The following is a 20,475-nucleotide window of genomic DNA, read 5'->3' as shown; positions in this document are numbered from 1 at the left end:
CCATGAGCAAGAATGCCACCTTTTCGATGATCGGCGCCGACGTCGCCATCACCGGCGATATCTCCGCCTCGGCCGACCTGCACATCGACGGCCGGGTGCGCGGCGACATCAATTGTCTGGCGCTGGTGCAAGGCGCCGCCAGCGAGATGATCGGCACGATCACCGCGCAATCCGCGCATCTGGCCGGTACGGTGCGCGGCAGCATCATCGTCGACAGCCTCGTCATCCAGCGCAGCGCGCATATCGTCGGCGAGGTGCATTACGAGACGCTGACGATCGAGCAGGGCGCGCAGGTCGAGGGTACGTTCGCCAAGAACGGCGCGGAGGTGCCGGGCGCGACGATACCCGTAGCACCGGTCGGGACGAAGCCGTTCGAGACCGCGCCGCTGCTGATCGAGCGGGACAATACCGGGGCGGACGATCACCCGGCCACGGCGCGCGAGAGCGGGTCCTGACCGCCAACGTCATCCCGCCGGCGATCGCCACGGTAGCGGTGTTGCGACGGCGCCGTGCTGGCCTATCGGTCGTCAGGCGCCCCAGCCGCGACCGTCGACCCGACCTGCGTGCGGGTGACGGTGCTCGATCACGCGGCACTTACATAATGCCTATTATCGCCATCGTTATGCCTGCTGGCAGGTGGCGATATCTATCGTCCACCGTTGCTGATCGCGGCCCTCTCCAGGCAGGGCAACCGCACCGGCAATCCGGTCGTTCTGTGCGGCGCCAAGGAGAAGACCGATCGCCCACGCCAGCAACATCGTCCATTGCGACGGGCCGAACAGCCCGCACGCCTTCGACAACATTCCGCTGCAGCCACGAAACGGATCGCTGGATGCCAAATGCCCGATCTGCAAGGGGCATGGTCAGTGGAATACCGAGATCGATCTGGTGAGCTTCCGGGGGCAGCGCGCCAGCTGCGACTATTGTCACGGGGCCGGCTGGATCGAGACCGGTGACGATCCGGTCGGCCATGCGGACATCGTCATGTCGCCGAACGGCTATCCGCAATGGGTGGTCGCGTTCGAACCGCGGCAGGATCCCGAGCATGGCGTCGCCGATCCGGACGCACCGCTGTCTCCGGGGCAATTCGATCGGTAACCGCAGACCAACGCTCCCGGCAGGTTGCGAGCGCGCGTCGGCCACGATAGCAAAAGCGCCGAAGGGAGCGGGGCCAAATGGAAACGATCGGGCGCGATCTCAGGGAGATGCAGCGCATTCCACTGGCGCCGGGCCATGTCGACGCGTTGCGGGCGGCCGGGATCGGCCGGCATTATCAGGCAGGTGCATGGCTCGCCGAAGTGGGCGCCCCGGCCGACCGCTTCGTCTATGTCGAAAGCGGCGAGGTCGAGGTCGTCAACCCCTTCTCCGGCGAGCGGCTGGTCCCGTCGACGCTTGGCCCCACGCAATTCATGGGCGAAGTGTCGCTGCTCTCCGGCGGTAACTGGTCGATGCCGATGCGCGCGGTCCGCGACACGCAGGTGATCGAAGTGCCGCGCGCGCGGATGCTGCAATTGATGTCGGCGATCCCCGAACTGTCGGACATCATCATCACCGTGCTCGCCGCCCGGCGCCGTCGCCAGCTGGAGAGCAGCGACGCGATGCTGGTGCTGGTCGGGGAGGAAGACGATCGCTCCGTCCGGCAGGTGGCGGAGTTTGCGGCGCGCAATCGCCTTCCCTATCGCTCGCATCCGATCGGCAGCGCCGGGGCGGCGGAGGTCGCCGCCAGTTGCGGCGTACCCGATGCCACGCCGGTAGTGGTGTTCGGCCGCGATCTGGTCGTGACGGACCCTACTCCGGAGAAAGTGGCACGCCTGCTAGGGCTCGACCAGGATCTGGCCGACGATGCGGTGTTCGACGTCCTGATCGTCGGTGCCGGACCGGCCGGCGTGGCAGCCGGTGTCTATGCCGGCGCGGAAGGGCTGAGCGCGCTCGTCGTCGACGAAACCGCCATCGGCGGGCAGGCCGGCACGTCGAGCCGGATCGAAAACTACATGGGCTTCCCGACCGGCATCTCGGGTGGCGATCTGGTCTGGCGGGGCGAGATCCAGGCGATGAAATTCGGTACCCGCTTCGTCATGCCGCGGCGCGTCGCGGCGCTGGCGCGCTGCGATGATGGTGGCTTCTGCGCGACCTTCGCCAACAACCAGCGCGTGCGCGCCGCCACGGTGGTCGTCGCTACCGGTGTCCAGTACCGCCGCCTGCCGATCGAACGCCTGGCGGACTTCGAAGGCGCGGGCGTCTATTATGCAGCGACCGAGAGCGAGGCGCGCTTCTGCCGCGACGCCGAGGTCGTAGTGATCGGCGGCGGAAATTCGGCCGGACAGGCGGCAATGTTCCTCAGCCGCGTCGCGCGCCATGTCCGGCTGCTCGTGCGCGGCGCGACGCTGGCGACGTCGATGTCGCATTATCTCTCCAGCCGGCTGGAAGCCGATCCGGCGGTCACGATCGAATATGAAGCGGAAGTGGCGGCGCTGCATGGCGACACCGCGCTGGAGGCGGTCACGATCCGCACTGAAGCGGGCGACCGGACGATCCCGAGCTGCGCGATGTTCGTGATGGTCGGCGCGGTCCCGCATACGTCATGGCTCGCCGATCTGGTCACGCTGGACGACAAGGGCTTCATCCTGACCGGCGCAGCGGTCGGCGCCGATTCACCTTATGCGACATCCTGCCCGGGGATCTTCGCGGTCGGCGATGTCCGCGCCGGCTCGACGAAGCGCGTCGCCTCGTCGGTCGGCGAAGGGTCGGTCGTGATCTCGAAGGTCTGGGAAGCGGTCAGGCGTTAGGACAGCGCCCAGGGCGCCTTCGCCAGCGCGAGCGCGAGATGGTCGATCACCGCCTGGACGCGAAGTGGGCGCAGCGTCGACGGCGGCATGACCAGATGCAGCGCCAGCACCGGTGCTGCCCAGTCGGGCATCGCCACCTCCAGCGTGCCCGCCCGCAGCTCGCGCCACACGAGGAACTCCGGCTGCATCGCGACGCCCTGCCCCGCCAGCAGCGCGGGGGTCAGCACGTCGGCATTGTCGGCCCACAAGCCGACGGACGGGGTGATCGTCTCTTCGCCGAACTGCGGATGCGTCAGGCGCCACACGCCGGGATTAGCGGCTCCGCTATACGCGAGCGCGCGATGCCGGGCGAGCTGCGCCGGGTGCGTCGGCCGCCCCGCCCGATCCCAATAGCCGGGCGACGCGACCAGCAGCAGCCGCACCGTGCACAGTCGCCGCGCGACCAGCGAACTGTCCTCCAGCCGCGCGATGCGCAGCGCGAGATCGAACCCGCCCGCGACCAGATCGACGTGCCGGTCGCTCAACGCGAGGTCGAGCGTCACCTCGGGATACGCGTCCATGAACGTCGGCAGGATCGCCGCCATATAGCCGATCCCGAACGACACCGGCGCGCTGATCCGCACCCGCCCGCGCGGGACCGCCGATTGCTCCTTCGCCTCGTCCTCCGCGGCCTCGCCCTCCCGCAGCAGCCGCGCCGCGCGTGGCAGCACCGCGCGCCCGCCCTCGGTCAGCGCCAGCCGGCGCGACGTGCGGTTGAGCAACGTCACCCCCATCCGCGCTTCCAGCCGCGCGATCGCCTTCGAGACGGTCGGATTGGCGAGCCCCAGCTCCTGCGCGGCGCGCGCGAACGAGCCGGTTTCGGCGACCTTGGCGAAGATCGCCCAGGCTTCGAGGTCGGGGAGTCGACGTGTCATTTTCGGCAATGATGCAATGCCATACTTGCCGTTTCGTCAAGCGGCTTCGTGCACCATCTTGCTCTCAGCGAAACAAATGTCAGTGTCATTCAAGGAGCCCAGAGATGATCGATCGCCGCCCCTTCGCCAAACTCGGTGGTGCCAATCATGGCTGGCTGGATGCGAAGCATCACTTCTCGTTCGCGAGCTACTACGATCCGGACAACATGGGCTGGGGCCCGATCCGGGTGTGGAACGACGACACGATCGCTGCCGGCACCGGCTTCCCGCCACATCCGCATGCCGACATGGAGATCATCACCTACGTCCGTGAGGGCGCGATCACGCATCAGGACTCGCTGGGCAACACCGGCCGCACCGAAGCCGGCGACGTGCAGGTGATGAGCGCCGGCTCCGGCGTGCGCCATTCGGAATACAACCGCGAGACGCAGGCCACGCGAATCTTCCAGATCTGGATCGAGCCCAAGGTGCGCGGCGGCGAGCCACATTGGGGCGCCAAGCCGTTCCCGAAAGGTGCTCGCGCCGGGCAGTTCGTGGTGCTCGCCTCGGGGCTGGACGGCGACGGCGACGCGCTGCCGATCCGCACCGACGCCCGCGTGCTGGGCGCGACGATCAAGGCGGGCGAGACCGCCGAATATCGGCTCGGCGCTGGCCATCATGCGTATCTGGTGCCCGCGACCGGCGCGATCGATGTCAACGGCGTCCGGATCGAGGCGCGCGACGGTGCCGCGATCGCCGACGAGGCGGTGCTGACCGTCACCGCGATCGAGGATGCCGAGATCGTGCTCGTCGACGCCGCCTGATCCTTCTTTCCTTTCTGTGTGCGTAGCCATCGAACCACGGAGACCGGCCATGCCCTTCATCACCACCGCCGACGGCACCGAAATCTTCTACAAGGACTGGGGCCCGCGCGACGCGCAGGTCATCCACTTCCATCACGGCTGGCCGCTCAGCGCGGACGACTGGGATGCGCAGATGATGTTCTTTCTCGACAAGGGTTACCGGGTGGTGGCCCACGACCGGCGCGGGCATGGTCGCTCATCGCAATCCGCGACCGGCCACGACATGGACAGTTATGTCACCGACGTGATCGCACTGACCGATGCGCTCGACAACCGGAGCGCGATCCATGTCGGCCATTCGACCGGCGGCGGTGAGGTCGCCCGCTACGTTGCGCGCGCCGCGCCGGGGCGCGTCGCCAAGGCGGTGCTGGTCAGCGCGGTCGCGCCGATCATGGTGCGCACCGACCGCAATCCCGACGGGGTGCCGATCGAGGTGTTCGACGACGTCCGCCAGCAGACCGCGACCAACCGCGCGCAATTCTTCTACGACTTCACCCTGCCCTTCTTCGGCTACAATCGCGATGGGGCCGAGGTGAAGGAAGGCGTGCGCCGCAACTGGTGGCGGCAGGGGATGCAAGGCAGCGTGCTGGCGCATACGCTTGGCATCAAGGCGTTCTCGGAGACCGACTTCACCGACGATCTGAAGGCGATCGCGGTCCCGACGCTGGTCATGCACGGCGAGGACGATCAGGTCGTGCCGTTCGCGACCACCGGCAAGCTGTCCGCCGATATTGTCGCGGGCGCGGTGCTGAAGTCCTATCCCGGCTATCCGCACGGGATGCCGACCACGCATGCCGACCGGATCAACGCCGATCTGCTCGCGTTCATCCAGGGGTGAGCGACGGTGCGGGCGGGCCGGTGGTCCGCCCGCTTCTTCAGGGGAGTGGCGTGATGGCCGACCGCATTCTGATCTTCTACGGCTCCTACCGTTCGGACCGGCAGGGCATCCGGCTCGCCGACTATCTGGTGCGGGCCTTTGCCGAACGCGGCGCCGCGCCCGAGCTGATCGACGCCAAGGCGATCGGACTGCCGATGCTCGACCGCATGTACAAGGAGTATCCGGCGGGAACGGCGCCACCCGCGCTGGAGGCGCTTGCAGGCAAGATCCGCGCCGCCGACGCTTTCGTCTTCGTCACCGGCGAATATAACTGGGGGCAGCAGCCCGGGCTGAAGAACCTGACCGACCACTTTCTGGAGGAATGGTTCTGGCGACCTGCGGCGATCGCCAGCTATTCGGCCGGTCGGCTGGCGGGTGCACACGCCAGCGTCGCCTGGCATGGGACGCTGACCGAGATGGGCATGGTCGTGGTGTCGAGCACGCTGACCGTCGGCAGCATCGGTCATACGCTCGACGCCGGCGGCACCCCGACCGGTGACGGCGGCGCGGCGCTGGCCCGTGCCTTTCCGCGCTTCGCCGACGACCTTGCCTGGTGGACAGCGGCGGCGCGGGAGCAGCGCGCGCGCGTCGCGCCGCCTTACTGAGCGGGAGGACCACGCTGGCCACACGGGTCATCGCCGCCTGCCCGGCCTGGCCATCCTGAGCCTGTGGCTGGTGGCCGCCGCCCTGCTGCTGGCGTGGGCGACGCGCCGGCTGGGAGGACGCCGATGATCCTGTGGCGGCATGAACTGCGCCTGTTGCTGCGCCAGCGGCTGAGCGCCGTCGCGCTCGTTCTGCTCGCCCTTCTGGGTGTCGCGGCGCTGGCAACCGGCATGGCGGACGTCGCGCGGCAACGCACCGCCATCGCCGCGATCGCGGCGGCGCAGACCGAGGATATCGGCGCGGTCGCCGACTATGTCGACCGCAGCAAGGATGCCGGCAGTGCGGCCTATCACAGCTTTCACCCCACCTGGGACGCGCCCGCGCCGCTCGCTTTCGCCGCGCTGGGGATGCGTGACGTCGCGCCGTACATCCTGCGCGTCCGCGCGCTGGGGCTGGAGGCGCAGATTGACGCCGGAGACACCTTCAATCCGAGATCGGGTTGCCCGGCCGGTTCGACTTCGCGTTCGTGCTGGTGTTCCTCGCACCGCTATTCGCGATCGTTCTGTTCCACGACCTGCGATCGGGCGAGCGTGAGGCGGGGCGGCAGCGGACGCTCGACGCGCTGCCCCGCGGCGGCTGCGCTGGTCCTCGGTCGCCAATGCCGCGACGCTGGCCGCCGTCTGGCTGGTGCTGGTGCTGATCGTGCCGACGCTCGGCAATGTCGTGATCGACCGACTGATCCCGGTCGGACCGGGTGCGGAGATCGCGCTGGCGCAACGCGAGATCGTCAATCGCGCATGGGACATCCCGCGTGACGATACGATGCGGCGCTTCTACGCCGCGCCCCCGCAATGGGCGGACTCGCCGCCGCTCGGGACCACCTTCCACTACAAATGGTACCTCGCTTTCCACCAGAATGGCGACGACGCCGTCGCTGCCCGGTCGCGCGCCTATCGCAGCGCGCTGGAGCGGCGCGACCGCGCCGGACGCGCGTTCGGGTGGCTGCTGCCCTCGGTCGGCGTGCAGGCACTGCTCACCCGGCTGGCGCGCACCGATGTGACCGCGCAACTGGCCTATCAGGATCGCATCCGCGCTTTTCACGCGGGGCTGCGCTCCTTCTATTACGGTTACGTCTTCCACGACCGGCCGTTCGGAAAGGCCGATTTTGGACGCGCACCGCCTTTTAGCGCCTGCGCCGGGGGGTGAGCGCACGTCTGATCGTCCCGCGCAACGGCCCGTAAGGCGGCGGATCGGCTATGCGCGGGTAAGCCACGGCTTCTGATCGTCCGGTGGCCGCGCCACGGGGCGAACGGATTGACGTTGAGCTTCCCGCTCGGCCTGCCTGAGCGGCAGCCGCATCAAACAGTCATTGCGATCGACTCGCATAAGCAGTACGGGCCGGCGTGGAACACGCGTCCGGGGGAAGACACAGAAGTGACGAACGTTCGGGGGCGCCTGTCCCTGCTATGCTGGCTCGGCGCGATGACGACCTGCGTGCCCGCTGCCCTCGCGGCGCCGGGAGACGGTAGCGCCGACCCGGGCGATGACATCGTGGTGACCGCCCGCAACGCCGGGGCGAGCATCCTCGGCAGCGACACCGCACTGACCGCCTATCCGCAATCGGTGCGCGTGCTGGACAAGGAGGACCTTGCCGCTCTCAATGCCCAGCGGTTGCAGGATGCGCTGGACCATGCCGGCGGTGTGTCGCACCAGAACGACTTTGGCGGGCTGTGGGACAAATATGCGATCCGCGGTTTCTCTGGTGACGAGAATGCCGGGCCCGACATTCTCATCAACCGCTTCGGCAGCAATCTGGGCTTCAACGCGCCGGTCGACGCGGCGACGGTCGAGCGCATCGAGGTGCTGAAAGGCGCCAGCGCCGCTCTGTCCGGGCGCGGCGAACCGGGCGGATCGGTCAATATCGTCACGAAAGCGCCACTCGACCATTATCATGCCGGAGCGACCGCCAGTTACGGCAGCTGGAACACGCTGCGCGTGACCGGTGATGTAGGTGGCCCGATCGACGATCGGCTGGCGGTGCGTCTGATCGGCGCAGGTGAGCGCCACGACAGTTTCCGCGATCATGTCGCCGGCGAGCGGCAATTGATCGCGCCCTCCGTCGCCTGGGCACCCTCCCCGGTTCTGCGGCTGCTGTACCAGGCCGAATATATGCGCAACGCGACCGTGCTGGATCGCGGGATCGTCGGCATCGCCGGAGATGCGAAGGCGATGAACCGGTCGACCTTCCTCGGCGAACCGCAGGACGGGCGGATCACGCAGAAAATCCTGTGGCAACAGGGCAGCGCGATCATCGATCTTGGCAATAATGTCGGGCTGGACCTGGGCGGCAGCCACCGCGACGGATCGCTGCAAGGCTTCGGCACGATGGTCGACTTCGGCGGGCGCGGGCTTCAGGCGGATGGCCGCACGGCCGGCCGGGACCGGCGCTATCACGATTTTGCATGGAACGACCTGTCGCTACGGGCCGAACTCACCGCGAAGCTGGATGTGTTCGGGCTGGAGCACGACCTGCGCATCGGCACCGACCGGGTACGCCACTCGCTCGACTTCCGGCTTGACCGCGCGCGCGGCACGCCGGCGCGTCCGATCCTGTTGATCGACCTGTTCGCGCCGGTTTACGGTCAGCCGCTGCCGACCCCGCCGGCCTCGCTCAGCCGAACGGCGTCGTTCCGCAGCGAAAGCGTCTATGCGCAGGACGTCATCCGCTCGGGTCCGTTCACGCTACTGCTCGGCGCGCGCTGGAACAGCTTTCGCGAGAACGTCTTCAACCGGCTGACGCGACGGACATTGGCCACCGACGATCGGGGCGTCACCCCGCGCGCGGCGCTCTCGTGGCAAGCGGCGCCGGGCGTGTCGCTCTACACCAGTTGGGGCGAGTCACTGCGGCTCAACCCGTCCGACGGCAACGCCACCTTCGACGCCGAACGCAGCCGCTCGACCGAGGCGGGCGTGAAGCTGTCGCTGCTCGCCGGCCGGCTGACCGGCACGGCGGCCGTGTTCGACATGCAGAAGCGCAACGTCCTCAACCCCAATGCGATCGACCCGTTCGTCAAAAGCCAGATCGGGCGGCAACGTTCGCGTGGCGTGGAGGCGGAGCTGACCTATTCACGCGCGGCGGATCTCTACGCCACCGCGACCTACACCTATGTCGATGCAGACATTCGCCGCGATCAGGACGCCACCCTGATCGGCAAGCCGCTGTCGAACGTTCCTGCGCAGAGCGGCAGCATGTTCGCGCTGAAGACGGCGGGCCGGTTCGGAATAGGCGGCGGGGTAACGTATGTCGGCCGCCGCGCCGGCGATCCGTTCGGCACCAGCTACCGACTGCCGGCCTATACGATCGCGCGGGCGGTGCTGCGCTATGCGGTGACCGAACAAGTGAGCGTCCGCGCCGATCTGGATAACCTGTTCGACACCTTCTACATCAGCAGTTCTTACGCGAACGTCTGGACGGTGCCCGGTGCGCCGCGCAGCTTCCGGCTGACCGTAGCGGCCGTTTTCTAGCCGGACGCGCCAGCGGCGGCGTGAAGCGATCGCTTGCCGATCCCCGGCCAAGGCGATCGGCAACCCCGATCCGAAGCCGGGAAAGGTCGCACCACCGCCGGCTTCGTCCTCGACGGGCGCGCCGATGCGGCGGCCGGGGATCGGCGCCGCGCTACTTGCCGGATGGCAGCTTGATGCCGAGCAACACGAGCCGGTCGCCCGTGATCCCGAACCAATGTGGCACGCCGGCCGGAACGAGCAGCACGTCACCGGTCCGAAGCGATCGTGATGTGCCACCCTCGATCCGGTCGCCTTCGACAAGTCCTTCCTTGCGCGTGACCGGCGTCACCAGCGTGCCCCCGGAGAGAAGCGTCCCGGCGCCCTCCAGAACGATGGCATATTCGGCCTCGGCCGGATGGACCGCCGGGCGGCCCGGCTTCTTCCAGACCTCGATCGCCGCGACGTGCGACCCTTCCTTCAGCAGCGGACGCCAGGCGAACCCCTGGTCCGGCTTCATCTCGGCGAGCAAGGCCGCCGCCTGCTTACGAACCGCGGCGCTACTGGCAAAATCCGTCGCCGCCTCCGAACGGTTCGCCACGTCCGACTGGGCCAGCGCGGGAACGGGCATCACGGCACCGGCGCATTGTGAAATGAGGAACGCCGCCACGATCTTGCTACCGGTCATCCGCATAAAGGCCTCGAGTTCCTGGGCACCCACGTTTGCACCAACACCTGCCGACTGCAACAGAACGAATTGTGATAGCTGGCTTTTCTCAGGGAGTGGACGATCGGCGCCGCGGCTCGACCAGCTCGATCACCAGATCGCCCGCCTGCAGGTGCTGCGCGTCAGGCTCGTCGATGCTGATCGCGCGGTCGCCGCGGTAGAGGCGCACGATCTGGCCGGAGGTCACCTCGCGGGCGGCGCTTCCGACTTCGTCGGCCCGTACTGCGCGTTCGCGCAGCTCGATCTTGCCGTTGCGCGTGACAAGGTCCGCGACATAATCGGCCACATGCGGGCCCGCCGTGCATTGCGCCAGCAACTGCCCCCCAAAGCTGACCGGATTGACGATGATGCTGGCGCCCGCATCACGGGCGAGCAGCTCGTTCTCGATCGCCGCGATCGAGACGGCGACCGCCGCCTGCGGCGACAGCCTGCGACAGGTCAGGATGATCAGCACCGCGGTATCATCGCGCCCCGGGCAGACGATCACCGTCCGGGCCGTCTCGACCCTCGCGATCTCCAGCACCTTGTTGTGCGTGGCGTCCCCCTCGACGGTCGCCACGCCGAGTTCCTCGGCAAGCCGCAGCCGATCGGCGTTCGTGTCGACCACGACGATGCGCTCGGCCGGATGGTCACGCTCGAGCAGCTCGCTGACCGCCGCGGAGCCGGAGCGGCCGTAGCCGCAGACGATGACATGATCCTTCAGTTCGCGTCTGATGAAACCCATACGCCACCGTTCCCAACCCTGTCTCAGCATGAAGCTATAGGCGCTTCCAAGAAATATCAGGAAGACGAAGATCCGGATCGGCGTGACGACGAACGTGTCGAACATGCGCGCCGCATCGCTTACCGGCACAATGTCGCCATAGCCGACCGTCGTCACCGTGATGACGGTGAAATACACGATATCGAGGAAGCTGACCGCACCGTCGGTGTTGTCGCGCAGGCCGCTACGCTCGATCCAGTGACCGCCGAGGGCGATGCCGACGAGCAGCAGCACCGCGACGCCCCGGATCGCGAGCGTCGTCAGCGGCGACAGCCGCCCGGCCCGGTAGAAGCGCGGTCGCGCCGCCAGCACGGCGGCGCGTGCGGCCAGTCGGCCCGGTGGCAGCGCCCTTCCTGCCGGCCCTGGATGCTTCAAAGGTCCGAGACCATGGTGATGCCGCCCCCTCCGGCTCGATCAGCGTCGCAGGATAGCGCGTGATACGACAAAGCTGTACCGCTCTCCAATGGCTTTGGCGGGACGTCGGGAAACATCCGGTCGCCAGGCTTCGCTGACCGGTGTCGCTGCCGGTTCCTGCGCCCCCAGCAGCCGGCACGCAAACACGGTCCAGCGACCCGTCCTTCGCAGCACCCGGACCTGCCAGCGACGCCTTGTTGCGGTCAGGAAGGCGCGCTGCAGGTGCGCGGCATGCTGCGCGAAATCGGGATAGTCGACATGATGATGCGCCAGCACCAGCGTTCCGCCGCGACGCAACGCTGCGGCGACGTCGCGCGCGGTCTGCGCCATGTTGCGCGCGGTCAGGTAGTAGATGACCTCGGCCACCACGATGACGTCGTAGCACGTGCGCGGCAGCCGGGCGGGGACGGCCAGCCGGGTCGCCCGCGCCCGCGGCCTGCCCGCCAGCGCCTTCGCCACCAGCGCCGTACCGCTCGACGTCGCTTCGGTCGCGTCGAGGCGCAGGGCGCGCGGCGCGATGTCGACGCTGTTCGAGCCGTTGCCGGCGGCCAGCTCGAGAACGCGACCTTTCACCCCACTCCCCAGCGCGTGCAGGATGGCGCGGCGCTTCAGCGCCTCGTTGCGGTCGGTGAACGTCGCCCACGGGTCGTCGTTGCCGGCGAATTTGGCGTCGAAGCCGTCCAGCGTGATCGGTCTCATCGGCGCCGCTCCACGAACACCTCCTGCGCGCCCGTGAAGGAGGCGATCTGCCGGCGCGTCATGGTGAAGCCATGAGGATCGTCGGCGATGCGCCCGGTCTGCGTGCGATAGCTGCGCACGGCCCGGCGCTTGGCCAATCGTTCCTGCGTGGTCAGGAACAGCGCCACGCCGCCCGTCACCGTCTGCCCCGCCGGCCAGACCGGATAGGCCAGCGTGCGCGGGCCCGGCCGCGTCAGCGCCGCCACGCACGCGGCGACGGTGCGATGGTCGGGATGGTCGTCGCGGCGGGATGGCGCCACCACGAGCGTCGCGCCGCGGCGGACGATCTGGCGCGCCAGGCCGCGACGCGCGGCCCCTGCTTGCGTGTGGAGCCGGCCATCCGGAAGCGCGAGGAACGTCACCGCGTCTGCTGTCACGCCGATCTGTCGCAACACCCGCCGGCTTTCGCGCCGCCGCTCCGCGACCAGCCGTCGGCGCGGCCATCTGGCGCTGCAGGGATGTGAGGCCGCGCCGTCGGTGACGACGACCACGTGCACGGCCACGCCACGTCGTCGCATCCGCGTGATCAGCGTATGGGCCCCGATCGTCTCGTCGTCCGGATGCGGTGCGATCACCAGCAGCCGCCGCGGCGTCCCCGACCGCCCTCTCACAGGCTTGCCGTCAGGGTTCCGGCGGCCACGGCCGCCCCGACCTGCATCCGCTGCGCATCGGGCGAAGGTTGACGCAGATAGACCGACAGATCGGTGATGACCGCCGCCAGCGGGTGGTCCGCGAACAGTGACTGCACGCCCACGGCCTGTTCGGCGAGCTCGATCGCCTGACCGCCGGCGGCATAGACCGCCGCCCGCGCGGCGGCGACCAGCGGCAACCGCGCCGCCGGCTCGCCGAACCAGCCCGCTGCCGCGGTGCGGATCGCTCCCGCCGCCGCTTCGGTCATCTGGTACAGCGCAGCGAGGCGACCCTTCTGGTGCGGATCGTCCGCCCGGCCCGCCGCGACCAGATGCGCCGTCGTATGATCGAGCAGCGCGGCGATGCCGCCCGCCTGTACGGCGGCGAAGCGCAATGCGCCGCCGCTGAACCACGGTTCGCGCGCGTAATCGCCGGACGCACCGATCACGTCGTCGTCGCTCACCGGCGCCTCGTGCCAGCGCACGACGTGCGTTTCCGACCGCTGCATGCCGGTCACGCGCCAGAAGGTGCGGTCGATCACCGGCGCCGTGCGGGCGAGGTCGAGCAACAGCAACTGGCGTTCGCCCGCCGCGTCGACGGAAACCAGCGCGTGCGAGAGGATCCCCGCACCGCTGGCGAAACTCTTGCCGCCGTCGAGGCCAGCGTCGGCAAGGCGCAGCGGTTCGCCCGCAAGATCGGCGTTCCACACACCCAGCGCACCGCCGGCGGCCACGATTGCGTCCACCGCGTCGCGCTGGCGCGGCGTGCCGTACCGCCGCACGATCTGCACCGCGTCGACATGCCCTTCAAAGAGCCGCCCCAGCGGAAGGTCGACGCGGCCGGTCGCATAAAGGACGCGCAGCAGCTGGAGCAGCGCACGCGGATCGGCAGGGTCGTCGAGGCCGGGCAGCAGTGCCGAGCGGATCGCGATCGCGCGACGCAGGTCGGTCACGCCGCGTACCGCCCGACGGCGAGTTTCGCCAGCGCCGCCTCGGCCACCGGCAGGGTCACCCGGCGCATCCCGCCGGGCGGGACGGGCACGACGCGCATCGCGAAGGCTTCGGCGTTCGGGCTGTCCCGCATCACGCCGACGAGATGATCCGTGGTGAGCCCGATCGCATCGGCGAGGATCGCCATCTCGCCATCATCGTAAGCCCGCCGCGCCGATGCATGTCCGCGATACTGCCATGTCGCGTCGTCGGGATGCGCGACCTCGACCGCGTCACCGTCGCCATCGAGCGCCCGCAGCCCGTGCGCGAAACCGTGCAGCACCCGCCCCGTTCGCCGATCCGAGGTGGCGACCACGCTGGCGGCGTCGCGCCGGACGCGCAGCCCGGCGCGCGCCGCGTCATCGACGAGCTGCGCATCCTCGCCGACGGCAACCGGCCGAAATCCGCCCAGCCCGCGATAATGGTGCACCCCGATCCCCAGATTGGCGCCGCTGGTCTGATGGTGGGTCGCCGACGCCTCCCACACCACCGGATCGAGCACCCGGCGACGGGCATGAAGCGCCTCATAGTAACGCTCGAGGCGATCCTGCGCCGGATGGGGCTGGGTGACCGTCCGTACCACCCTGCCCGCCACGACATCGGCCGTGTCGAGCGCGGCGATCATCGCCTGCAACCAATGGCGATCGGGTCTGCTGTCGGCATCGGTGGTCAGCAGCACCCCGGCGCCCTCGAGCGCCCGTTCGCCCAGCAGCATCGCGCGATGGCGTGCGTGACCCGCGTTGGGCGCCGACTGGTGCGCGTGTTCGACCCGGACGGGGAACGATGCGTGGGCGGCATAATCATGCGCGACAGACGCGCTACGGTCGTCGCAGCTGTCGAGATGAAGACACAGGACCGGCGCCGTGCCGCCCCGATCGAGCCGCTCCAGCGCCGTGAAGAGCGCTGGCAACGTCTCCGCCTCGTTGCGGGCGGGCACGCAAATGGCGATGCTGATCCGGCGGGCGGACGGCGTCTTCGTCAATGGCGACCTTCGACCTTCATGACAGGTGTCTAACCGAGCTTGGAAATCTGCGCCATTGATAGCGATCAACCGGGATGACGGGAGCGGCTTCGACTTCACCTGGATAATTGCCTGCGGCTGGCCGGCCGGTTTATCGTGTCGTGCGTTCGACGCCCGGAACAGACGAGGGATTATCATGGATCTGGGTATCAGAGACCGCATCGCCCTGGTGAGCGGCGCAGACTCGGGGATGGGCAAGGAAACCGCCCGGCTGCTGCTTGAGGCTGGCGCGCGCGTCGCCATCACCGACCAGCCGGGAGGTGATCTGGAGGAGACGCGCGCCGAACTCTCCGGCCTCGGCGATGTGATCGCCGTCACCGGCGACGTGACGAAGGCGGACGATGTCCAGGCGTTGTGGGCGGAGGTGCGCGAAAGTCTTGGCGATCCTCACATCTACGTCAACGCGGCCGGCGTCACCGGCGCTACCGGCGATTTCCTCGACGTCGACGATGCCGGCTGGCAGCAGACGCTCGACATCAACCTGATGGGTGCCGTCCGGATGTGCCGCGAGGCGATCCCCGCGATGCGCCGCGGCGGCTGGGGCCGGATCGTGCTGTTCGCGTCGGAGGACGCGGTTCAGCCCTATGTCGACGAACTCGCCTATTGCGCGTCGAAGGCGGGCATCCTCAGCCTCGCGAAGGGGCTGTCCAAGGCCTATGGTGGCGACAATGTTTTGGTGAATACCGTCTCACCCGCCTTTATCGCGACGCCGATGACCGACAAGATGATGCGCAAGCGTGCCGGGGAACGCGGTGAGAGCTTCGACGCGGCGATCGACAGCTTCCTTGACGAAGAACGGCGCGGCATGGTGCTGAAACGACGCGGCCGTGCCGAGGAGGTCGCCGCCGCGGTCGCGTTCCTGTGTTCGGAGCGGGCGAGCTTTATCAACGGCGCTGGCCTCCGCGTCGACTCCGGGTCGGTCGCCACGATCGCCGGCTAGGGCAAGGCCCACGATCGCCGGCTAGGGCAAGGCAACCTCAAGGCCCATGACGGCGCGCTACTCGATCCACAGGGCATGTGCATCGATACGCATCTTCGTCACTGCCAGCGCGGCGGCGGTGCGCGCGTCGATCTCCGCGGCGCGCGCTTCATAGGCGAGGCGGTCGGCGTAGAGACGATCCGCGAGGTCGAGGACCCCGACATCCTGTCCGCGCGCCGTCTTCGCCGCCGCAGCATCCGCGCGGGCAACCGCAGCGCGGGCCGCGCGCCACGCGGCGAGGCGCGCGCGGGTCTCGGCGAGATCGCCCGCGGAATGCGCCGCCACCTCGCGGCGCACGTGCGCCGCCTCGAACGTCGCGGCACGGGCGGTGCCCGCCGCTTCCTCCGCCAGGCCGCGCCGATATCCCCCACCAAACGGCATCGACAGGAACACGCCGACGCCCTTTTCCTGCCCGCCACGCTCCTGGAAACTGCGCAGCCCGAGCGTCGGGTCGGGGCGGCGGTCGAGCGTCGAACGGCGGGCGAGCGCGGCTTCACGGTCTGCCGTGCGATCGGCGGCGGTGATGTCGTGGCTTTTGGTCACTGCATCCGCGGCGAGCGATGCCAGCGCGGTTTCATACCCCTCACCCACCGCGATCTCGGGCGCGTCGCCCGGTAGCGCGAGTTCGGGGAAGGTCGCCGCCAGCTCGGCGCGCGCGCGGTCGCGCGTGGCGGCGGCCTCGCCGACCCGCAGCGCCGCCGAGGCGACCGCCGCGGCGGCCTGATCCGCATCGAGCACCGCGGCGTCGCGGAGCGCCACGCGGCGGTCGATCGCCCGCGCGGCCTGTTGGAGGTTGGCCTGCGTCGCCACCGCATTGCGATGCCGAGCACTCGCGCCGAGCCAGCGATACCACAGCTCGACCAGCGCGAGCGCCGCCTGATGTCGCGCGTCCTCGGCGCGATTGATCGCCACCTCGACGCCGAGCGCGCCTGCCCGGCGATCGAGCGACGCCTTGCCGGGCAGGCGCACCGCACGGCTGAGCGTTACGTCATATTCCCGATAGTCGCGGCGCTCCATGTCCACCCGGCGGTTGGAGAGCGTACCCTGCAGGGTCACCTCGTGCGGCCCGGCGCGCAGCGCGTCGCCCGCCCCGCGCGCGGCGTCGACGCGCGCATCGGCGGCGATCACCGCCGGATAGGCCTCCAGCGCGGCGCGCACCTCGGCCACGGGCGGCAGATCCTGCGCTAGCACCGGCAGCGGTGTCGCCAGCGCGAGGATCAGGAGCGCGCGCTTCATGCCAGTCGTCCCATGTCGCCCACCGGCAGCGTCATCCAGCGCACCGGCAGCCGGCGACGCGACGCGTCCACCGCGGCGACCAGCGCCGGAACGTCATCGGTCGCCGCGAGCAGCTCGATCGCGACGCGGCGCAGCGCACCGGTCACCCGCTCGGCCGTTCCGGCATCGGCGAAATCCAGCCCGCGGACGATTTCGTCGCGAACGTGGATCGGAACGGACGACCGGGCGCGCAGCGCCTCGACGATCGGTTCGGCATCGCCCGCCGCGCCGGCGAACCGCAGCAGCACGCTGCTCATGCGACCCGCTCCGCCCGGCTTTCGCCGAACCGCTCGTAGAGCAACGGCAGCAGCACCAGCGTCAGCAGCGTCGACGACACCAGCCCGCCGATCACCACGATCGCCAGCGGCTTCTGGATCTCCGATCCCGGCCCGGTCGCGAACAGCAGCGGCACCAGCCCGAAGGCGGTGATCGACGCGGTCATCAGCACCGGCCGCAGCCGCCGCTCCGCCCCGACCCGCACCGCATCGGCGAGCGGCACGCCCTCCGCGCGCAGCTGTCGGAAATAACTCACCAGCACCAGCCCGTTGAGCACCGCGATGCCGAGCAAAGCGATGAACCCGACCGACGCCGGCACCGACAGGAAGTCGCCCGCGATCCACAGCGACACGATCCCGCCGACCGCCGCGAAGGGGATGTTGGCGAGGATCAGCAGCGCGCCGCGCAGCGACTTGAGCGTCGCGAACAGCACGAAGAAGATCATCAGCAACGCGATCGGGATCACCAGCATCAACCGCGCCGCGGCGCGTTGCTGGTTCTCGAACTGCCCGCCCCAGACGATGCGATAGCCATCCGGCAATTTCACCTGCGCCGCGACCTTCGCCCGCGCCTCCTCGACGAACCCGACGAGATCGCGCCCGGACACGAATGCCTGCACCAGCGCGTAGCGACCGCCGCTCTCATGGCTCAGCATCACCGGCCCCTGCGTCTCGGTGACGTGCGCAAGGTCGCTGACCCGCGCGACCGTGCCGCCCGGCGTCACCATTTGCAGGTCGCGGAAGCGCGCCGGATCCTCGCGCACGGCATCGTCCCCCTTGATGACCACCGGGATACGCTTCTGCGCCTCGATCACCGTCCCCGCGGGCAGGCCCTCGACCTGCGCGCGCAGCATGTCCTCGAAACTGTCGACCGGCATCCCGAACCGCCCCGCCGCGGCGCGATCCACATCGAGCTGGAGGTAATCGACGGACGCATTCGCCGCCGTCACCACCTCGGACGCGCCGCGCACCCCGCGCAACGTGCCCTCGATCTGCCCGGCCAGCGCCGAGAGCGTCCCCAGATCCGGGCCGAAGATCTTGATCGCCAGATCGCCGCGCGAACCCGTCAGCATCTCGGAGACGCGCATCTCGATCGGTTGGGTGAACACCGGCTCGACTCCCGGCATCCCCTCCATCACGTTGCGGATGGCGTCGACGATGTCCTGCTTCGTGCCGCGCCACGCGTCGCGCGGCTTCAGCGCCATGAACATGTCGGTCTCGTTGAGCCCCATCGCGTCGAGGCCGATCTCGTCGACGCCGTTGCGTGCGACGATCCGCTCCACCTCGGGCACCGCAGCGAGGATCGCCTGCTCGACCTTGCCATCCAGCGCGAGCGTGCGGGTGAGGCCGATCGAGGGCAGCTTGGTGGTCTGCATCACCACCGCGCCCTCGTCCATCGTCGGCATGAACGTCTTGCCGACCGCGCCATAGGCCAGCACCGCCAGCACCAGCCCCGCGCCCGCCACGCCATAGACCAGCGGCTTGCGCGCGAAGGCGCCGGCCAGCAGCCGATGGTAGCGCGGCGCGAGCATCCGCATGATCCACGGTTCGCGATGCTCGCCCGCCTTCAGCCCGTAGGACGCGAGCACCGGCACGAGCGTCAGCGCGAGCAACAGCGCCGCGGCGAGCGAGAACATGATCGTCAGTGCGACCGGCGCGAAGAGCTTCCCCTCCAGCCCCTGCAGCGACAGCAGCGGCACGAAGACCAGCGCGATGATCAGCAGCCCGGCGGACACCGGCACCACCACCTCGGCGGTGGCGCGGAACACCACGTTCAGGCGCGGCACGCCGTCGTCCTTGGCATGCGCGAGCCGGTCGACGACATTCTCCACCACCACGACCGCGCCGTCGACCAGCATCCCGATCGCGATCGCCAGCCCGCCGAGGCTCATGAGGTTCGCCGACATGCCCATGTAGCGCATCGCGAGGAAGGTGATGAGCGCCGCCATCGGCAACGTGGTCGCGACGATCGCCGCCGCGCGCCAGTCGCCGAGGAAGATGACGAGCAGGATCACCACCAGCACGATCGCCTCGATCAGCGCCTCCTGCACGGTGCCCACGGCATGTTCGATCAGGTCGGAGCGGTTGTAGAAGACGTCGATCGTCACACCTTTGGGGAGGCCGGATTTCAGCTCCGCCAGCCGCGCCTCGACGCCGTCCACCACCTTGCGCGCGTCCGCGCCGCGCAGCGCGAGGACCAGCCCCTCGACCGATTCCCTGCCGTTGCGCGTCAGCCCGCCATAACGCGTCTGGCTGCCCGCGCCGATCGTGGCGATATCGCCCAGCCGCACGATTCGGTCGTTCCGCGCGACCACCACCATCTGCCGCAGATCGTCGGCATCGCGAATCGCGCCGACTGCGCGGACGATCAGCGCCTCGTCGCCGCGCGCGAGGCGACCCGCGCCGTCGTTGCGGTTGCCGCGCTCGACCGCTTCGGCGACCGCCTCGATCGTGAGCCCCGCGGCGGCCATGCGCACCGGATCGGGGCGCACCTCATAGGTGCGCACATGCCCGCCCAGCACGTTGACATCGGCGACGCCGGGCACGGTGCGCAGCGCGGGCCGGATCGTCCAGTCGAGCAGCTCGCGCTTCTCGGCGAGCGTCAGCGATCCCTCGACGGTGAACATGAACACTTCCGAGAGCGGGGTCGAGATCGGCGCGAGCCCCCCCGACACGCTCTCCGGCATGTCCTTCATCACCCCCGCCAGCCGCTCGGTCACCTGCTGGCGCGCCCAGTAGATGTCGGTGCCCTCGTCGAAGTCGATCGTGACGTCGGCGATCGCATATTTGGCGGTCGAACGGAGCACGGACTGGCGCGGCAAGCCCAGCATCTCCAGCTCGATCGGCGCGATGATCCGCGTCTCGACCTCCTCGGGCGTCATGCCCGGGGCCTTGAGGATGATCTTGACCTGCGTCTGCGCGATATCGGGATAGGCGTCGACCGGCAGGGTCGCGAACGCCCATGCGCCCAGCGCCGCCGTCACGATCGACAGCGCCAGCACGAGCAGGCGATAGGAGAGCGACCACGCGGCCAGGGCACGAAGCATCGGTCCGCCCTCAGTTCGCCGCGAGGGCCTTGAGCTCGCTCGTCCCGGCGACGGCGACCCCCCAACCCCTCCCCCAAGGGGGAGGGGCTTGCAC

The 20,475-nt window shown here is 69.2% G+C and carries 19 protein-coding genes and 1 pseudogene; 9 read left to right on the top strand and 11 right to left on the bottom strand.

Annotation, left to right across the window (positions count from 1 at the left end):
- The first annotated feature begins 2 nt into the window (after nt 1–2).
- The gene (locus BACI71_RS06495; RefSeq protein ID WP_159756574.1) at nt 3–455 is read left to right on the top strand and encodes a bactofilin family protein; all 453 of its coding nucleotides are present in this window, start codon (nt 3–5) and stop codon (nt 453–455) included.
- A 165-nt stretch (nt 456–620) separates the two neighbouring features.
- On the opposite strand, the gene BACI71_RS06490 is transcribed toward BACI71_RS06495, so the two are convergent.
- Entirely contained in the window at nt 621–854 is a 234-nt protein-coding gene (locus BACI71_RS06490; RefSeq protein ID WP_159756572.1) for a hypothetical protein, read from the bottom strand.
- A gap of 34 nt (nt 855–888) precedes the next feature.
- On the opposite strand from BACI71_RS06490, the gene BACI71_RS17870 reads away from it, so the two are divergent.
- Both BACI71_RS17870 and BACI71_RS06480 read left to right on the top strand, forming a co-directional pair.
- A complete protein-coding gene (locus BACI71_RS17870; protein WP_236552856.1) occupies nt 889–1,098 on the top strand; it encodes a hypothetical protein in 210 nt (69 codons plus the stop codon).
- A gap of 77 nt (nt 1,099–1,175) precedes the next feature.
- The gene (locus BACI71_RS06480; protein ID WP_159756569.1) at nt 1,176–2,786 is read left to right on the top strand and encodes an FAD-dependent oxidoreductase; all 1,611 of its coding nucleotides are present in this window, start codon (nt 1,176–1,178) and stop codon (nt 2,784–2,786) included.
- Here BACI71_RS06480 and BACI71_RS06475 read toward each other — a convergent pair.
- Nucleotides 2,783–3,700 carry a LysR family transcriptional regulator gene (locus tag BACI71_RS06475; protein WP_159756567.1) on the bottom strand — a complete coding sequence of 306 codons (918 nt, stop codon included), beginning with the start codon at nt 3,698–3,700 and terminating at the stop codon, nt 2,783–2,785. The genes BACI71_RS06480 and BACI71_RS06475 overlap by 4 nt on opposite strands.
- 104 nt (nt 3,701–3,804) lie before the next feature.
- Between BACI71_RS06475 and BACI71_RS06470 the strand changes: the two genes are divergently transcribed.
- From BACI71_RS06470 to BACI71_RS06450, 5 genes and pseudogenes are all read left to right on the top strand, one after another.
- The gene (locus BACI71_RS06470) at nt 3,805–4,503 is read left to right on the top strand and encodes a pirin family protein (RefSeq protein WP_159756564.1); all 699 of its coding nucleotides are present in this window, start codon (nt 3,805–3,807) and stop codon (nt 4,501–4,503) included.
- A 49-nt stretch (nt 4,504–4,552) separates the two neighbouring features.
- On the top strand, nt 4,553–5,380 hold the full coding sequence (locus tag BACI71_RS06465; RefSeq protein ID WP_159756561.1) for an alpha/beta fold hydrolase: 828 nt from the start codon (nt 4,553–4,555) through the stop codon (nt 5,378–5,380).
- A gap of 53 nt (nt 5,381–5,433) precedes the next feature.
- Complete coding sequence (locus BACI71_RS06460; RefSeq protein ID WP_159756558.1) at nt 5,434–6,024, top strand: NADPH-dependent FMN reductase; 591 nt, start codon at nt 5,434–5,436, stop codon at nt 6,022–6,024.
- Nucleotides 6,025–6,147: 123 nt separating this feature from the next.
- Nucleotides 6,148–7,228: pseudogene (locus BACI71_RS06455) on the top strand (DUF3526 domain-containing protein).
- A gap of 288 nt (nt 7,229–7,516) precedes the next feature.
- On the top strand, nt 7,517–9,547 hold the full coding sequence (locus BACI71_RS06450) for a TonB-dependent siderophore receptor (protein ID WP_236552855.1): 2,031 nt from the start codon (nt 7,517–7,519) through the stop codon (nt 9,545–9,547).
- Between the two features lie 151 nt (nt 9,548–9,698).
- Here the strand turns inward: BACI71_RS06450 and BACI71_RS06445 are convergent, their stop codons facing one another.
- From BACI71_RS06445 to BACI71_RS06420, 6 genes are all read right to left on the bottom strand, one after another.
- Nucleotides 9,699–10,271, bottom strand: coding sequence for a cupin domain-containing protein (locus BACI71_RS06445; RefSeq protein WP_236552854.1), 573 nt, complete (start codon nt 10,269–10,271; stop codon nt 9,699–9,701).
- A 28-nt stretch (nt 10,272–10,299) separates the two neighbouring features.
- Entirely contained in the window at nt 10,300–11,247 is a 948-nt protein-coding gene (locus BACI71_RS06440) for a potassium channel family protein (RefSeq protein ID WP_201297313.1), read from the bottom strand.
- 180 nt (nt 11,248–11,427) lie between these two features.
- Nucleotides 11,428–12,126, bottom strand: coding sequence for a class I SAM-dependent methyltransferase (locus tag BACI71_RS06435; RefSeq protein WP_159756555.1), 699 nt, complete (start codon nt 12,124–12,126; stop codon nt 11,428–11,430).
- The gene (locus tag BACI71_RS06430) at nt 12,123–12,740 is read right to left on the bottom strand and encodes a PIG-L deacetylase family protein (protein WP_236552853.1); all 618 of its coding nucleotides are present in this window, start codon (nt 12,738–12,740) and stop codon (nt 12,123–12,125) included. Before BACI71_RS06430 ends, BACI71_RS06435 begins: the two co-directional genes overlap by 4 nt.
- Before the next feature lie 32 nt (nt 12,741–12,772).
- Nucleotides 12,773–13,747 carry an acyl-CoA dehydrogenase gene (locus BACI71_RS06425; RefSeq protein WP_236552852.1) on the bottom strand — a complete coding sequence of 325 codons (975 nt, stop codon included), beginning with the start codon at nt 13,745–13,747 and terminating at the stop codon, nt 12,773–12,775.
- Nucleotides 13,744–14,766, bottom strand: a complete 1,023-nt coding sequence (locus BACI71_RS06420) for a glycosyltransferase (RefSeq protein WP_159756549.1) — start codon at nt 14,764–14,766, stop codon at nt 13,744–13,746. Before BACI71_RS06420 ends, BACI71_RS06425 begins: the two co-directional genes overlap by 4 nt.
- A gap of 175 nt (nt 14,767–14,941) precedes the next feature.
- Here BACI71_RS06420 and BACI71_RS06415 point away from each other — a divergent pair, with 175 nt between their 5' ends.
- Complete coding sequence (locus BACI71_RS06415; RefSeq protein ID WP_159756546.1) at nt 14,942–15,745, top strand: SDR family NAD(P)-dependent oxidoreductase; 804 nt, start codon at nt 14,942–14,944, stop codon at nt 15,743–15,745.
- A 57-nt stretch (nt 15,746–15,802) separates the two neighbouring features.
- Here the strand turns inward: BACI71_RS06415 and BACI71_RS06410 are convergent, their stop codons facing one another.
- The 3 genes from BACI71_RS06410 to BACI71_RS06400 are packed head-to-tail and all read right to left on the bottom strand — an operon-like array spanning nt 15,803 to nt 20,381.
- The gene (locus tag BACI71_RS06410; RefSeq protein ID WP_159756543.1) at nt 15,803–17,020 is read right to left on the bottom strand and encodes a TolC family protein; all 1,218 of its coding nucleotides are present in this window, start codon (nt 17,018–17,020) and stop codon (nt 15,803–15,805) included.
- Nucleotides 17,017–17,316, bottom strand: coding sequence for a DUF3240 family protein (locus tag BACI71_RS06405; protein ID WP_159756540.1), 300 nt, complete (start codon nt 17,314–17,316; stop codon nt 17,017–17,019). The genes BACI71_RS06410 and BACI71_RS06405 overlap by 4 nt, the downstream gene beginning before the upstream one ends.
- Nucleotides 17,313–20,381: an efflux RND transporter permease subunit gene (locus tag BACI71_RS06400; RefSeq protein WP_159756537.1), complete on the bottom strand. Its 3,069-nt coding sequence runs from the start codon at nt 20,379–20,381 to the stop codon at nt 17,313–17,315. Before BACI71_RS06400 ends, BACI71_RS06405 begins: the two co-directional genes overlap by 4 nt.
- Between the last annotated feature and the right edge of the window lie 94 nt (nt 20,382–20,475).

Source organism: Sphingomonas sp. 8AM, from assembly GCF_902506455.1.
Lineage (GTDB): Bacteria > Pseudomonadota > Alphaproteobacteria > Sphingomonadales > Sphingomonadaceae > Sphingomonas.
Note: the sequence above shows the minus strand (reverse complement) of the source record. Positions and strands in the feature narration are given on the sequence as shown.

Bases quoted from the DNA above. Each gene is read 5' to 3' on its own strand.
- BACI71_RS06480 (WP_159756569.1), top strand. From the start codon at position 1,176: ATGGAAACGATCGGGCGCGATCTCAGGGAGATGCAGCGCATTCCACTG.
- BACI71_RS06475 (WP_159756567.1), bottom strand. From the start codon at position 3,700: ATGACACGTCGACTCCCCGACCTCGAAGCCTGGGCGATCTTCGCCAAG.
- BACI71_RS06400 (WP_159756537.1), bottom strand. From the start codon at position 20,381: ATGCTTCGTGCCCTGGCCGCGTGGTCGCTCTCCTATCGCCTGCTCGTG.
- BACI71_RS06435 (WP_159756555.1), bottom strand. From the start codon at position 12,126: ATGAGACCGATCACGCTGGACGGCTTCGACGCCAAATTCGCCGGCAAC.
- BACI71_RS06465 (WP_159756561.1), top strand. From the start codon at position 4,553: ATGCCCTTCATCACCACCGCCGACGGCACCGAAATCTTCTACAAGGAC.
- BACI71_RS06410 (WP_159756543.1), bottom strand. From the start codon at position 17,020: ATGAAGCGCGCGCTCCTGATCCTCGCGCTGGCGACACCGCTGCCGGTG.
- BACI71_RS06415 (WP_159756546.1), top strand. From the start codon at position 14,942: ATGGATCTGGGTATCAGAGACCGCATCGCCCTGGTGAGCGGCGCAGAC.
- BACI71_RS06405 (WP_159756540.1), bottom strand. From the start codon at position 17,316: ATGAGCAGCGTGCTGCTGCGGTTCGCCGGCGCGGCGGGCGATGCCGAA.
- BACI71_RS06495 (WP_159756574.1), top strand. From the start codon at position 3: ATGAGCAAGAATGCCACCTTTTCGATGATCGGCGCCGACGTCGCCATC.
- BACI71_RS06470 (WP_159756564.1), top strand. From the start codon at position 3,805: ATGATCGATCGCCGCCCCTTCGCCAAACTCGGTGGTGCCAATCATGGC.
- BACI71_RS06460 (WP_159756558.1), top strand. From the start codon at position 5,434: ATGGCCGACCGCATTCTGATCTTCTACGGCTCCTACCGTTCGGACCGG.